12 protein-coding genes are annotated in these 14,607 nt (G+C 47.6%); 2 read left to right on the top strand and 10 right to left on the bottom strand.

Annotation, left to right across the window (positions count from 1 at the left end; translation table 11 throughout):
* Positions 1-22 precede the first annotated feature (22 nt).
* From GC098_RS34470 to GC098_RS34460, 3 genes are all read right to left on the bottom strand, one after another.
* Positions 23-1,897 (bottom strand): bifunctional homocysteine S-methyltransferase/methylenetetrahydrofolate reductase, encoded by a 1,875-nt coding sequence (locus GC098_RS34470; protein WP_171648708.1) that lies wholly within the window; start codon positions 1,895-1,897, stop codon positions 23-25.
* Positions 1,898-1,931: 34 nt separating this feature from the next.
* Positions 1,932-2,762: a diaminopimelate epimerase gene (gene dapF / locus GC098_RS34465; RefSeq protein ID WP_171648706.1), complete on the bottom strand. Its 831-nt coding sequence runs from the start codon at positions 2,760-2,762 to the stop codon at positions 1,932-1,934.
* Positions 2,763-3,114: 352 nt separating this feature from the next.
* A complete protein-coding gene (locus tag GC098_RS34460) occupies positions 3,115-5,910 on the bottom strand; it encodes a calcium-translocating P-type ATPase, SERCA-type (RefSeq protein ID WP_171648703.1) in 2,796 nt (931 codons plus the stop codon).
* Positions 5,911-6,135: 225 nt separating this feature from the next.
* Here GC098_RS34460 and GC098_RS34455 point away from each other — a divergent pair, with 225 nt between their 5' ends.
* Complete coding sequence (locus GC098_RS34455) at positions 6,136-7,896, top strand: Rqc2 family fibronectin-binding protein (RefSeq protein WP_171648700.1); 1,761 nt, start codon at positions 6,136-6,138, stop codon at positions 7,894-7,896.
* A 62-nt stretch (positions 7,897-7,958) separates the two neighbouring features.
* Here GC098_RS34455 and GC098_RS34450 read toward each other — a convergent pair whose 3' ends face one another.
* From GC098_RS34450 to GC098_RS34425, 6 genes are all read right to left on the bottom strand, one after another.
* Positions 7,959-9,281: a UDP-glucose dehydrogenase family protein gene (locus GC098_RS34450; RefSeq protein WP_171649076.1), complete on the bottom strand. Its 1,323-nt coding sequence runs from the start codon at positions 9,279-9,281 to the stop codon at positions 7,959-7,961.
* Positions 9,282-9,323: 42 nt separating this feature from the next.
* Complete coding sequence (galU, locus tag GC098_RS34445; RefSeq protein ID WP_171648697.1) at positions 9,324-10,205, bottom strand: UTP--glucose-1-phosphate uridylyltransferase GalU; 882 nt, start codon at positions 10,203-10,205, stop codon at positions 9,324-9,326.
* Positions 10,202-11,059 carry a PHP domain-containing protein gene (locus GC098_RS34440; RefSeq protein ID WP_171648693.1) on the bottom strand — a complete coding sequence of 286 codons (858 nt, stop codon included), beginning with the start codon at positions 11,057-11,059 and terminating at the stop codon, positions 10,202-10,204. Before GC098_RS34440 ends, galU begins: the two co-directional genes overlap by 4 nt.
* 75 nt (positions 11,060-11,134) lie before the next feature.
* Positions 11,135-12,046, bottom strand: a complete 912-nt coding sequence (locus tag GC098_RS34435; protein WP_171648691.1) for a selenium metabolism-associated LysR family transcriptional regulator — start codon at positions 12,044-12,046, stop codon at positions 11,135-11,137.
* Between the two features lie 112 nt (positions 12,047-12,158).
* A complete protein-coding gene (locus GC098_RS34430) occupies positions 12,159-12,596 on the bottom strand; it encodes a hypothetical protein (RefSeq protein ID WP_029195611.1) in 438 nt (145 codons plus the stop codon).
* 213 nt (positions 12,597-12,809) lie between these two features.
* On the bottom strand, positions 12,810-13,073 hold the full coding sequence (locus tag GC098_RS34425; protein ID WP_029195610.1) for a YlbG family protein: 264 nt from the start codon (positions 13,071-13,073) through the stop codon (positions 12,810-12,812).
* Between the two features lie 47 nt (positions 13,074-13,120).
* Here GC098_RS34425 and GC098_RS34420 point away from each other — a divergent pair, with 47 nt between their 5' ends.
* Positions 13,121-14,125 (top strand): asparaginase, encoded by a 1,005-nt coding sequence (locus tag GC098_RS34420; protein WP_171648689.1) that lies wholly within the window; start codon positions 13,121-13,123, stop codon positions 14,123-14,125.
* A gap of 3 nt (positions 14,126-14,128) precedes the next feature.
* Here GC098_RS34420 and GC098_RS34415 read toward each other — a convergent pair whose 3' ends face one another.
* A complete protein-coding gene (locus tag GC098_RS34415) occupies positions 14,129-14,566 on the bottom strand; it encodes a YlbF/YmcA family competence regulator (RefSeq protein WP_036633126.1) in 438 nt (145 codons plus the stop codon).
* Positions 14,567-14,607: the final 41 nt, after the last annotated feature.

The raw sequence follows: 14,607 nt of genomic DNA, 5'->3' as shown, positions 1-14,607 counted from the left end.
ACATCCATTAACCTATTTTAATTCATTTTGAAAGTGGGTACAAGTGGAAATCATGTCGATTCGACTTTTCCCATACATACTTCGTCAGGTCTACGCACATCTCGTAGGCCAGAAAAGGGGTCATCAGATAGATGCCATTAAAGAAAGGCATTGCTGCATCCAGCAGCTCTTTGGCAATCTCAACGCCCATAGCCCGCCCTTCTGGACCCTTGAGTCCATTCATGCGTTCTCTCACTTCATCGGATAACCGAATACCTGGAACTTCATTGTGCAGATATTCAGCATTCCCTCCGCTAGCTAGCGGAGCAATACCTATGAAGATCGGTATATTTAAATGCTTCGTCGCTTCATAAATTTGTTCAATCAGCTTGGCGTCGTAGACGGGCTGCGTCATGATGTAATCGGCGCCTGCTTCAATTTTGCGTTCCAAGCGCTGAACCGCTTTATCCAGATGCTTCACATTCGGATTAAAAGCAGCCCCTACAACGAAGTTGGCCTTCTGCTTAAGCGGCTTACCCGAGAAAGCAATGCCCTCGTTAAGCTGCTTAATCATCCGAATAATCTCGAAGGAGGTCAGATCGTAAACGGAGCTGGACCCAGGGAGATCGCCGAATTTGGCGGGATCGCCGGTCACGGCCAGCACGTGGTCGATGCCCAGCGCGTGAAGACCCATCAGATGGGACTGCGTCCCAATCATGTTGCGGTCGCGGCACGCGATGTGGATCAGCGGACGCGCGCTTAAGCGTTCCTGCACGAGGTAACCGAGGGCCAGATTGCTCATGCGCGTCACGGCCAGTGAATTGTCGGCCATCGTAATGGCGTCGACATGCGCATCCTGCAGGGCCTTCGACCCCTGCATAAATTTCTCGATGTCGAGATCCCTTGGGGGATCCAGCTCGACAATGACGGTTTTGCGCTGCTTCACGATTTCGAGCAGCGAAGGTTTGCCTGCCGGCGGCGCAGGCTTCGCCGGGGCGGGCTCGCTCACGCGCACAGCTCGCGCGGAGGCCAACGTACCAGGCGCTGCCGGGACGTAGCCTTGCAGCGCCTGGGCGACGGCGGCGATATGCTCCGGCGTGGTGCCGCAGCAGCCGCCGATGATGCGAGCGCCGAGGTCAGCGAAGCGCAGCGCGCTCTCGGCAAAGTACTGAGGCGTCGCCGCATAGGTGTAGTGACCGTCGACGTAGTCAGGCAGCCCCGCGTTCGGGAACGCGGAGAATGGAATGCCGGCGATTGGAGTTAGCTTCTCCATCGAACGGAGAATCCCATTCGGGCCGACACGGCAGTTGAAGCCGATGACGTCAGCCCCGCCGTCGCGTAACCGTTGGAACGCTTCCTGCAGCGGAACGCCGTCCTGTGTGCTGCCGGTGCCTTCGTTAGCGAACTGACAAATGACAGGCAGCTCACTCATGCTTCGAATGATACGCAGCGCGAGCTGTAACTCTTCCAAATCATAGAAGGTCTCAAGCAATAGCCCGTCCACTGGCGAATCCAGTAAGATGCCAATCTGCTCGCGGAGTGATTCCTCAACATCCGTCGTACGAACGTTTTTGCGCTTGCCCGCACGAATAGATCCAATAGCCCCAACAACATATGCTTCGTCACCAACCGCTTTTCTGGCTAGCTCAACACCTGCGCGGTTAATCGCTTCAACATCGCCTTCTAGTCCGTACTTGGATAATTTTTCGCGATTAGCCGAGAATGTATTCGTTTCAATAAGACGCGCACCTGCCTCAAAATAACGGCGGTGCACGTCAGCAACCGTTTCCGGCCTAAGCAAATTCAATTCTTCATAAGAAATGCCGACAGGAAATCCCATCTGATATAAATAAGTCCCCATAGCGCCGTCACCGACCAAAATATCCCGCTGCAGCGCCGTACGAAGATCCAATTTCATGATAAATTCCCCACCTACTAAAAATGTAATTAACTTAAACCGTGCCCGTAAACACTTCTTCCGCAGGTCCGGTCATATAAACATGGTTGTCCGCTTCATTCCATTCGATAAACAACTCTCCGCCTTTGAGCGAAACAGTCGCTTCACGGTCCGTTAAACCGTTTAACACAGAGGATACAAGCGTTGCACAAGCGCCAGTTCCGCAAGCAAGTGTAGGACCTGCCCCTCTTTCCCAAACGCGCATATCCGTGTAAGCACGATTTTTCACCGTTGCGAATTCGACATTGATTTTACGCGGGAACATCGGGTGCACTTCAAGCTTCGGCCCCCATGTGGCAAGATCGAAATTCACAGCATCCTCGACATAAATAACACAGTGCGGGTTCCCCATTGAAACAGCTGTAAAACGAAACTCTTTCCCGTCAACTTCAATCGGGTAATTGATAACTTTAGCTTCATCTACCGTAGTCGGGACTTGAAGGCCGTTCAGGATCGGTTGACCCATATCCACGCGAACAGTCCGAACTTTGCCATCTTGTACGTTTAATTGTACCTTTTGTACGCCTGCGCCAAGTGTTTCAACGGTAATCTCCGTTTTATCAATTAGCTTATGATCGTATACATATTTAGAAACGCAGCGGATGGCATTGCCGCATTGTTCAGGCTCAGATCCGTCGGAGTTAATAATGCGCATTTTGAAATCAGCATTGTCAGAAGGAAGAATATAGACGATGCCGTCAGCTCCAATACTAAAGAAACGATTGCACAGCTGGATCGCACGCTGATCTGCATCAGCAGGAAGTTCTTTCTCACCAGCTACTACGATAAAATCGTTGCCTAGACCATGCATTTTTGTAAAATTCATTGTTTATAGCACTCCCAGTATGCGGTTTAGCCATTATCATAGCGTAAAAATGTCTAGATGCATAGTCCTTCCTCCCCATTCCAACCGAATATTTCTCTGATTCGACATGACATGAGCTAATGGGATAGTGTTAATAGATCACTAGTAAAAGAGTTGAATAAATCTTGCTCACTACTCGATATCCGATTTAAACAATGAAGTTATTCAATTCGATAAACACTGGAAAAGATCATTTTCAATCGGCCTCGCCATATACGTTGCAACGACAAACAATGCGGCGTTAACCATTAATAGACTTGTAAATGTAAGGCTCGTTTCAAACAGAAAAGCCGCCTCACGGCAGCTTTAAGCACTATCTGAAGCTCGGTTTGGAAGAATTATAAGAAACAGAACGTGAATTCTTGTTGTTGCGTTTAGGCGACAGCACACTGCCCAGCCCCATTAAGAAGGTCGGAATGCCAGCGGCGATCAGAACCAGAATCCAATCCTTCCAACCAAGTGGAACCGTTTTGAAAATAGGTTGAAGAGCTTCCACATACATAACGGCCAACATCAATATAAGTGAGGAAAGTACTGCGAGAACAAGGTAACGATTTTGAAAAGGATTACGGTGGAAAATAGAGCGTGAACTGCGGCAATCAAATACGTGAATGAGTTGAGCCATGACCAAAGTGGCAAATGCTACGCTTTGCGCTTTCAGTAAGGTATCAGCATCAGAAGGGTTGACTCGTAATACGAGCCAGAAAGCACCTAAAGTGCAAACGCCGATAAGAATACCTCTTGAAATAATTTTCCAACCTAATCGTCTTGCGAAAATATTTTCTTTCGCCGAGCGCGGCTTGTGCTGCATCAAGTCCTTCTCCGCTTGATCCACACCGAGCGCCATAGCAGGAAGGCCGTCGGTGACAAGATTCACCCATAGAATTTGAATCGGTACAAGCGGCAAAGGCAGACCGGCCATCATCGCAATGAACATCGTCATAATTTCGCCGACATTAGAAGCAAGCAGATATCGAATGAATTTACGAATATTTTCATAAATACCGCGTCCTTCTTCAATCGCCGCTACGATCGTGGAGAAGTTATCATCGCTTAGAATTAAAGAGGAAGCTTCCTTGGATACATCCGTCCCTGTAATCCCCATTGCAATGCCGATATCCGCAGCTTTGATCGCTGGCGCATCGTTCACGCCATCCCCCGTCATAGCGACAACATGTCCTTTGCGCTGCAAAGCTTTGACGATACGCAGTTTATGCTCAGGGGATACCCTCGCATACACGTAGGTATCATTCACTTTAGCATCCAGTTCATCGTCCGAGAGCCCTGCAATCTGCTGACCACTCATGCTGACCCCATTCGCTGGAATCATGCCGAGCTGCTTAGCAATCGCCTCAGCTGTCGTCTGATGGTCACCTGTAATCATAACCGTTTTGATGCCTGCTTTACGGCATTTCGAGATAGCTTCACGCACTTCTTTGCGCGGTGGATCGATCATGCCGGTTAATCCAACAAAGATCAAACTGTTTTCCACATCTTCATAATCCTCGTATCGGTCATTGCTCTTAAGTTCTTTGTAAGCAATCCCCAATACCCGCAGAGCGGATTTGGCCATGCCTTCATTCGCAGAAATCACTTTCTGTTTAAGGGTAGATGTGAACGGAATCACCTTTCCATCCCAAAGAATGTAGCTGCAATGCTGGATTAGAACATCAGGAGCTCCCTTCGTGCAAGCCATCCGACCATGCTCAGAAGTGACAAGCACAGACATACGCTTACGTTCAGAGTCAAAAGGAAATTCAGCGATACGCTTATATTTCTCACTTAGCGATTCCTGGGTAATGCCACTCTTCGCACTCAGGACAACTAATGCACCTTCAGTTGGATCCCCTTTAATGTTCCAAACAGAGACAACGCCGTCATTGCCATCCTTGCCCTTCTTCCGTTTCAACTCCTGCTTTTCCTCGTACAAAGTTGCATTATTACAAAGCACGGACACATGAAGCAGCCTACTAAGTGAAGGGTTCTTAAGCGCATCGGTATTTTGTCCACTTAATTGGATATCCCCAACCGGCGTATAACCGTCACCCGTCACTTCCAACACGTCACCGCCCACCCATAAGTGGGTAACCGTCATTTTATTCTGAGTCAGCGTTCCTGTTTTATCGGAACAGATGACCGAGGCACAACCTAAGGTTTCTACGGAAGGCAATTTTCTTACAATGGCTTTACGCTTAATCATTCGTTGTACACCGAGTGCAAGCGCAATGGTTACTATAGCCGGAAGTCCTTCCGGAATAGCGGCGACGGCTAAGCTGACACCGGCCAGGAACATCGCATAAGGTGGTTGTCCATGCATAATACCTGCGATAACAACGAGAACAGTCAATGCGATCGCGACAATGATCAGAATCTTCCCAAGCTGTTCCAAACGATGCTGAAGCGGCGTCTCCATAGATTCTGTATTTTGAATCAGATCAGCGATTTTCCCCATCTCCGTGCTCATCCCGACACGAACAACAATGGCTTTGGCTGTTCCACGCGATACCATCGTACCCATGAAACCCAGATTACGCTGATCCCCAAGAGGTACTTCATCGTTAGATATAGCCGATGTTATTTTACCGACGGCTACCGACTCCCCTGTTAAGGCTGACTCCTCGATATATAAGCCATTCGTTTCCAGAAACCGCACATCTGCCGGCACCCGGTCGCCACTTTCGAGCAAAATAATATCGCCTGGGACCAAATCACGAGCTGGTATTTGATGAACTGCGCCTTCTCTCCACACATTTGCGTTAGGGGCTGACAATTCTTTAAGTGCGCGCAATGAACGTTCCGCCCGAAATTCCTGTGTAAAGCCAAGAATGCCATTCATCACAATAATAACGATAATGGTAATGGCATCTAAATATTCACCCAACAAGCCGGAAATCAAGGTTGCCCCCAATAAGACCAGCACCATGAAATCTTTGAATTGATTCAAAAGCAGTGTAATCGGAGAAACACGCTTCCCTTCGGAAAGCTCGTTTCGACCAACTTCTGCCTGTCGCTTCCAAGCTTCCTCCCAGGGCAATCCTTGCTGCATGCTCACCTGCTGTGACTGCAGGACTTCTTCCGATGTCAACTGGTACCACTTATTCTGACTCATCCGCCCTTCTCCCTCCCACTTCCACATAATCTCGCCATTAACTCATAAGTAAATGTATTCAGACAAGCAGGAAAATATCCCTGAAATCATCTTTCTTGCAGACTAACACTTAAGTTTTTGTGAAAAGTATGGCATCATAGAGGTTAGCAAAGTTTTTAACCGAGGAGCTAATTGCGATTTCAACACACATTGCAATTAGCTCCCTAGAATGGAGTTGTATGTATCATGGCTTTAGACGGACTAGTCCTTCATGCAATTGTTCACGAACTGCAAGCGTGTGTAGGAGGCCGAATCAATAAAATTCACCAGCCCACCGAGAATGACGTTATTATGCATATCCGAGCACAAGGAAAAAATGTAAAACTTCTTCTTTCCGCAAATCCTACCTATCCGAGGGTCCAAATCACCGAGCAGTCCTCTTTAAATCCAATGGATGCTCCTATGTTCTGTATGCTGCTTCGCAAGCATTGTGAGAGCGGTGTTATTGAAGCCGTGGAACAAATAGGCATGGAGCGTGTCATCCGCTTGCAAATTCGTCATCGCGATGAACTAGGAGATATGAGCACCAAACAGATTATTGTGGAAATCATGGGCCGACACAGCAATATTATTCTTCTGGACCCGGCAACAGAATCGATTCTAGACGGCATCCATCACGTAACGCCTGCCATTAGTTCTTATCGGATTGTTATGCCGGGTAGCAAGTATGTCACGCCCCCTGAGCAGGATAAACAAAATCCGCTTGAGGCCGATGCCTCATCGTTCTTGCAGGCTATTCATCAAGATTCCGGTGAAGAAGAGTCCAAGGAAAAACCTGAACAAAAATTAGTCGCTGCATTCAGTGGGCTAAGTCCTTTGATCGCCAAAGAAATCGTATTCCGCAGCCGTCAAGGCGGGAACAACGAACAAGAAGATGACCAAGCGGCCTTGTGGACAGCTTTCGATGGTGTCATGACGGCTGTACGTCAGCATAGCTACGAACCCGTCATTGTAGAGCAAGAAGGTACCGGTAAATTATTCTTTGCCATGACACCTTTAACACACATTACCGGCATTTCCACGTCATATGCGACACCGAGCGATTGTTTAGAGCACTTTTATGGCGACAAAGCGGAAAGAGATACGGTCAAACAACGTGTGGCTGATTTGCTCCGTTTTTTGCATAATGAAGCGAATAAAAATGTTAAAAAGTTGGAAAAACTTCAAGAAACCGTTGATGACTCCAAAGATGCCGACAAATATCGGATTCTCGGTGAGCTCTTGACGGCCTCCCTTCACCTGATCAAAAGAGGGGATCGCGAGGTCGAGATCATCAACTACTATGATCAGGACCAAGCTTTGATAAAAATAAAGCTGGATCCGCTATTGAACCCCTCTGAAAATGCACAGCGGTATTTTAAAAAGTACACAAAAATGAAAAACAGCACGGCGATTGTCGAGGAACAAATTGCACAAACCCATCAAGAGATTACGTACTTAAACTCTTTACTGCAGCAGCTTAGTGTCGCTTCTTTAACCGATATCGAAGAGATCCGCGATGAGCTTATGGAGCAAGGTTATGTACGTGACCGCAATAAAAAACAGCGTAAAAAGAAAAAGAAAGATAAGCCGGCTTTGGCCTGCTACCTTTCCAGTGAAGGTGTCCCGATCTATGTTGGTAAAAATAATACACAGAACGAATATTTAACGAATCGACTAGCCTCTTCGATGGATACATGGCTGCATACGAAGGATATTCCTGGCTCCCATGTCGTTATTCGCAGCGATAGCTTTTCAGAGACTACCCTGCTGGAGGCAGCTCAATTGGCCGCTTATTTTAGTCAAGCCAAACATTCAAGCCAGGTCCCTGTTGACTATACGGCCATTAAACATGTCCATAAACCAAATGGTTCCAAACCCGGATTTGTCATCTATGTGAATCAGAAGACGCTATTTGTAACACCCGATGAGAACATGATTAAGCAGATGAACATGACAATAAAATAAAATTTCATTTGGAAAATAAAAAACCTAGCGACTTAACCGCTAGGTTCTTTTGCGTCCTATTTTTATGAAATAACCATGTCCAACATGGCTGTTTTTCTGCCTATCGACACATAGGTAAACCCGAGTCTACTCATCTCTTCCGGCTCAAACATATTCCGTCCATCCACGATGAGGGGTTCCTTCACAAGGCTTCTAACCAGACGCCAGTTCATGCGGCGAATATCATCCCACTCCGTGGTGATAACCACGGCGTCAGCCTCATGGAGGGTAAGATAAGGATCGGTGAACAGGTTCACTTCGGGAAGGAGCCGAGCAGCATGCCCTGTAGATACAGGGTCATAAGCATTAACTATGGCGCCCCGCTCTTTAAGTGCGGCAATAATATCGAGCGCTGGAGCATCACGCAAATCGTCTGTATTCGGCTTAAAAGCCAAACCCATGACAGCTATTCGCTTCCCGGTCAAATTGCCGACTGCACGTTCAATTTTATGTACAAAACGTTCTCGCTGCAGGTGATTCACTTCAATCACGGAACGTAATATTTTGAAATCATAATCGACGTTCTGAGCAAGCTTAAGCTGCGCTTTCGTATCCTTGGGGAAGCAGGAGCCCCCGTATCCAATACCCGCGTTCAGAAAATGAGGACCAATGCGGCGATCCAGCCCCATGCCTTTAGCCACAAGGCCAACATTAGCACCCACTTTCTCACACACATGAGCCATTTCGTTAATAAATGAAATTTTGGCAGCAAGAAATGCGTTGGAGGCGTATTTGATAAGCTCAGCGCTTTCGCGGTCTGTCAGAAGCAGCTCGGTTCGTAAAGGAGCGTGCAGGGCAGCAATTCGGGCTCCTGCTTCAAGGTGATCCGCACCAATAACGACACGATCCGGATGAAAGGTATCCTCTATCGCAGAGCCTTCTCGAAGAAATTCAGGGTTAGAAACGACATGCATGTCTAAATGAGCAGCAGCTAACGACTTCAACTGCTCTTCTACCCAGCGGCCGGTTCCTACCGGTACGGTACTTTTCATCACGATGATCTTGGAAGTCGTGGAATAGGCAGCAATACTTGCAATAACACTATTAACTTGGGTCATATCCACATCGCCATTGTCCTCTGTTGGTGTTCCTACAGCAATGAAGATGATATCCGATAAAACAATGGCATCACTGATTTGCGAAGTAAATGATAGGCGGTTAGCTAGCAGATTAGACATGACTAGCTCCTTCAGACCAGGTTCATAGATTGGAATATCCCCTTGCTGCAAGCGAGCTATTTTTCCTTCGTCACGATCAGCGCAAATAACCTGATGCCCCATCTCCGCGAAGCAAGTACCCGATACCAGTCCGACATATCCCGTTCCAATAACCGCAATTCGCTGCACCTGTACCATTCCATCCAACCTCCCAAGTTCAATCGCGTTTCTCTATTTCAATTCCAACTGACGAATCAGAGATAATAGATAGGCTTTTACTTGGTCCTGTAAATCCGGACGCTGCAAGGCAAGTTCGATGGTCGCTTCAATGTATCCCATCTTATCACCAACGTCGTAGCGCTTAGCTTGCATCAGATAGGCAGCCATTTGCTGCTGCCTGTTGAGTACACGCAAAGCGTCGGTCAATTGAATTTCGCCGCCGCGGCCAGGCTCTTGTCTCTCCAAAATACCGAAAATTTCCGGCATGATGATGTACCGCCCGATAACGGCTAAATTCGAAGGTGCCTGATCACGGTCCGGCTTCTCAACTAGATCTTCGATCAACTGGTAGTTACCTAAGCTACTTGAGGGAGAGACGATACCATACTTACTGACATCTTCCCATGGCACTTCTTGCACAGCAATGACGGACGTTTCGGATTGTTCGTAGATATCCATCATTTGCTTAAGTCCTGGCGGCGAGGATTGGAGAATATCATCGCCAAGCAGAACTGCGAATGGCTCATCGCCAATAAATTTGCGGGCGCACAGAATCGCGTGACCAAGTCCGAGAGGCTGCTTTTGTCGAATATAGTGAACATCGGCCAGATTCGAAACGGATTGCACGATTTCGAGAAGCTGCGTACTACCCTTTTCCTCCAACATCATCTCAAGTTCGACCGATTTGTCAAAATGATCTTCAATTGCACGCTTATTGCGTCCAGTGACAATAATAATATCTTCAATGCCAGATTCAATCGCTTCTTCCACGATATATTGAATGGCCGGTTTATCAACGATAGGCAGCATCTCTTTGGGCTGCGCCTTTGTAGCTGGCAGGAATCGAGTTCCCAGACCTGCTGCAGGGATAATAGCTTTGCGAATTTTCTTCATGTACGCTGCTCCTTCTCTGGTTTGAGGCTTTGTAAAACATCGATTCCTATTCGCCTCGAACCGATAGGTGCGTGGAATACGACACCGCCTCGTTCACCATGGAAATCGGAACCAGCCGTTATAAGAAGTCCGGAGCGCTGTGCAAGACTAAGATATTTCGCCTCATCTTCCGGCGTATGGTCAGAGTGATAGACTTCAATACCATCCAAGCCTTGATGGGCAATTGCCTCTATAAGGGCATCATCATGGTAAATACCTGGGTGTGCGAGGACGGCCTTTCCTCCCGCTTCTTGGATCCAGCCAATTGCTGTAGCTGGTTCTATCCTTGGCGGGTTGGCATAAGCGGCAGCACCTGTTCCTAAATATCGGTCAAAAGCCTCGCTAATTGTGCTCACATAGCCTTTGTTTAGCAGTACCGCAGCGATGTGAGGCCTTCCAACTGTGTCACCCTTACTCTTAATATTCTCTATTTCCCGCAGCACTTCCGCCATTGTGATGTCTAGTCCGAGCTGCTGCAAACGCTCAATGATCATGTTATTGCGGGTATCTCTCGTTTCACGCAAAGACGCCAGTCTCTGAAGAAATTGCTCATTATGAATGTCCATATAATAACCTAGTACGTGGATATCCTGACCATTAGCAACCGTGGAGATTTCAACGCCTGGTACGACCTCAATACCGAGCTCACGCCCCGCTAAGAGCGCCTCTGCGACACCGGAGACCGTATCGTGGTCAGTGATCGCGATAGCGCTTAGTCCGGCGTCAAACGCCATTTGAACGTTAGCCGCGGGGCTTTGAGTCCCATCTGATGCTGTCGTATGTGTATGTAAATCCGCTTCGATTCTTGCAGACATTTTCAATTACCTTCCTTCATCGTAAATGACATTTATGAACTCATCGTTAAGCGAACTGTAGATTTATGTAAAACATTAAAGAAAACGGCTCAAATCCTCTTGTCGCAAGAAAGTCATGAAGCTTACTGCCGATATAGGCAGCAGCGTAGAGTTCAAGTAAATAGCATAGAAGCTGCGTTCGAAGGCGATGTTCTCGATCTGCTTCACTTTAAAGAGGCCTAGCGTCACTTCATGCTTGACGGACGACTGGGAAAGAATAGATATACCCAAACCCGCTTCAACAGCAGATTTGATAGCACCAGTGCTGCCAAGCTCCATGACAATCTTCATGGAAGAGCAATCCATGTTGCAGCGCGCAAACTCCTCTTCCATCACTCTTCTCGTCCCGGATCCTTGCTCACGAAGTACAAACGGATATTTCAACAGCTCCTCTAGTGTTACAACCTCCATATCGGCTAGCGGATGGTCCGCAGGCACGATGAGCTTAAGCTCATCACTAAGAATCGCTTCGGTATGGACATCCGGATGATGAATGGGCGCTTCTACAAGTCCGAAATTGAGCTGATGGCTCAGGACCTCGTCCAAAATCTGGGCCGTATTCATCACTTTCATCGATACGGAGATGTTAGGATAGTCTTTGCTGAAGGGTCCAAGAAGACGAGGTAAAATGTATTCCCCCATCGTTAAGCTGGCGCCCAACTGCAGCCGTCCTTCAATCATTTTCGTAAATTTGGACATGGCAACGTCCGTCTCACGTATAAGCTCAATGCTGTTTTTAGCAAAAGGCAGCAGAGCTCGTCCCGCTTCGGACAGCTCGATCTTTTTGGTACTGCGGTGAAATAGCTTGACGCCGAAATAATCTTCCAGTGATTGTACCTGCATAGTCACCGCAGGCTGTGTCATATGTAAGGCTCCCGCCGCATGAGAGAAGCTGCCTTTCTCCGCTACGGTAAAGAAAATATGTAGTTGATGAAAATTAAGTGCCATGTAAACCCGCCTCTCTTTGTTTCCATTATATGAAATCGCAAGCACACAGTCCATTAAGACGCAAAAAGGAGCATGCCGCCATCGACACACTCCAGCTAAGCAACCTATTCGGTTATCGACGCTTACGACTGTTCTTGATCAGTGTCATGCGACGTGAGTGTCTAAGCCAAGAATAATAGGACTTCAAATCACGAAGCTCCATCGTTTCTGACATTTTCCCAAGGAAAGTAACAATAATCATTTTGTGAAGCGGATTGCCCACGAGATCAGTCTCATGTTCCAAATGGGAGAACTCAGCAACAACGACAAGGTCATCATCAATGAGATAAACGTCTTCTTCATTGCGATAATAAGGGACGATGCTATCATTTTTAAGCTTTTCCCACAGAAAAGCGCAAATTTCCTCGAGTGAATTGTTTTCGCTAGAAACACGATCACTCCATCTCAGCTTCGCATGATTCGTGATCACGACGTCCGCTACTTTCTTGTCACCCAGCTGTACGAAGAATGGTTCATAAGTACTCCATCTCCCCATCACCTTGTCTTTCATGATCACAACCCCTTTCCTACTAAAATGAGACCGTGTACCTATTCCCTATCTGCCTGTAAGTTATATTTTACTTGATTATAACTTTTTTTCCCATGAAAGAATATATAAAATTATTAATAAATATTTGTGAGATCATGAAAAAATGCTTATTTTCTAAAAATTCAAAAAATAAAAAAAAAGCTTCTTACGAAGCTTTCGTTTTGCACTGCAGCCTCAAAGGGTGTAAAATCTAGTTTTGTCCGGCACATCACTACTGTATTCGGTTTTAATTTCGTTACGGTAAGACTTCTCTACCTTTTTGACGTACGGGAGCTTCAAAAGGTTCCGTGTTGTCTCATCTACTTTGCTGGCATGTATATAAAGAACAGCATAATTCATTTTCTTGGATATGTAATGAAGGGAACCGAACCGTTCCAGGTTTCTCGCGGCTTTGATATCGTTTACCCAAATGATTAATCCGCTACGCTCGATCATCATGATTGCAACCTCTTTTCAATAATCCTAGTATGGAGTGAACCCACTACATGAAGCCTTCTGACACCATTGTCCGCATATTCCGTGGAAGCATAACAGAAAGTATTCACCGCGTCCACCTCGCGGTCGTTAACGCTGGGGGGACGCTGCTGCATCAAGCAGGCGACCCGCAGCTGCTCACCTTCGCCCGTTCGACGGCGAAGCTCATTCAAACATTGCCGGTGATAGAATCCGGCGCGGCTGATCATTTCGGCCTCACTGATGCCGAAATCGCCTTATGCTGCGCTTCCCACAACGGGGAAGCTGAGCACGTGAACACGGCCCAGGGTATTCTGGGCAAGCTCGGTTACCATCATGAGCACCTGCAGTGCGGTGCACATGAACCTTACCACGCGCCGACCGCACAGGCGATGCGCGAGCGAGGAGAATCCCCGAGCACCTTGCACAACAATTGCTCGGGCAAACATTCGGGTATGCTAGCGCTTAGCGCACACCTTGGGGCATCGCCGGATACCTACATGAGCATCCAGCATCCTGTCCAGCAGCTTATGCTCGATGCAGTGTGCGCCATGACCGGCGTGCCGAAGCCGCAAATGCAGCTCGGGATTGACGGTTGTGGAGTGCCCGTATTCGGCATGAGAATTGATCAACTGGCACTTGCCTTCGCCCGATTAGGTCGCCCTGACGAATTACCGCAAGTACGTGCAAACGCTTGCCAAAGAATTGTCGACGCGGTGCGAAAATATCCTCAATTCCTCGCGGGAAGCGACCGCTTCGATACGCGATTAATCGAGGTAACCAAAGGCCGTATCATTGGCAAGATGGGAGCCGAAGGCATCTTCGCCATCACGATTCCTGAGCAGGGACTAGGCTTCGTCTTAAAGATCGAAGACGGTAATGTTCGGGCCTTGTATCCCGCTGTCGTCGAAGCTTTGAAGCAGCTAAGCTTGCTTTCGGAATCCGAAGTAGGCGAACTTGCATCCTATCATACCCCTACCATTCATAACTGGCAGAGAACCGAGGTCGGAATCATCCGCCCCGATTTCCAGCTTTAGTTCTTACCCGCAATTCCCGCTGCAGCTTCCACCGGAACTGCAGCCTTTGCCAGTTGGAAGTGGATTATTGCTCGGGACTTTAATTGTATCGGAGACCGCATGCGCGATCGTCGTGGAAACTGTAAACAGCAAATCGTCCAAACGGTCTTCAGCTTCTTTAAACCTACGCACCGCTTCAACAGCATGCAGCTTCTCCTGAATCTCATTCACCGCGGCTAATGCTTCGTGATAGCTTGGGTGGTAATGCCCGAAGCGTTCACATTCCTCGAAAGCATCTTTCTTTCTGGCGAAAACCGCTTTAAGATCCCGAACTTCCGCGCTGTTCTCCACAGCGATCTTCCAATATAAATAATCTGCCACTTCAGCAGAGGAATTAATCATATCACCCATGTCATAAGCCTGCATAAGAACGGCCGACATATCTATTGTTTCTGCTTCCATTGTCTGTAACATAACTAGGATCAACATCCTTCCTCTCAAAG

Origin of the sequence: Paenibacillus phytorum, from assembly GCF_013141715.1 — a bacterium.
Taxonomy (GTDB): Bacteria; Bacillota; Bacilli; order Paenibacillales; family NBRC-103111; genus Paenibacillus_E; species Paenibacillus_E phytorum.
Note: the sequence above shows the minus strand (reverse complement) of the source record. Positions and strands in the feature narration are given on the sequence as shown.

Bases quoted from the DNA above. Each gene is read 5' to 3' on its own strand.
- GC098_RS34470 (WP_171648708.1), bottom strand. From the start codon at position 1,897: ATGAAATTGGATCTTCGTACGGCGCTGCAGCGGGATATTTTGGTCGGT.
- dapF (WP_171648706.1), bottom strand. From the start codon at position 2,762: ATGAATTTTACAAAAATGCATGGTCTAGGCAACGATTTTATCGTAGTA.
- GC098_RS34460 (WP_171648703.1), bottom strand. From the start codon at position 5,910: ATGAGTCAGAATAAGTGGTACCAGTTGACATCGGAAGAAGTCCTGCAG.
- GC098_RS34455 (WP_171648700.1), top strand. From the start codon at position 6,136: ATGGCTTTAGACGGACTAGTCCTTCATGCAATTGTTCACGAACTGCAA.
- galU (WP_171648697.1), bottom strand. From the start codon at position 10,205: ATGAAGAAAATTCGCAAAGCTATTATCCCTGCAGCAGGTCTGGGAACT.
- GC098_RS34440 (WP_171648693.1), bottom strand. From the start codon at position 11,059: ATGTCTGCAAGAATCGAAGCGGATTTACATACACATACGACAGCATCA.
- GC098_RS34435 (WP_171648691.1), bottom strand. From the start codon at position 12,046: ATGGCACTTAATTTTCATCAACTACATATTTTCTTTACCGTAGCGGAG.
- GC098_RS34430 (WP_029195611.1), bottom strand. From the start codon at position 12,596: ATGAAAGACAAGGTGATGGGGAGATGGAGTACTTATGAACCATTCTTC.
- GC098_RS34425 (WP_029195610.1), bottom strand. From the start codon at position 13,073: ATGATGATCGAGCGTAGCGGATTAATCATTTGGGTAAACGATATCAAA.
- GC098_RS34420 (WP_171648689.1), top strand. From the start codon at position 13,121: ATGAAGCCTTCTGACACCATTGTCCGCATATTCCGTGGAAGCATAACA.
- GC098_RS34415 (WP_036633126.1), bottom strand. From the start codon at position 14,566: ATGGAAGCAGAAACAATAGATATGTCGGCCGTTCTTATGCAGGCTTAT.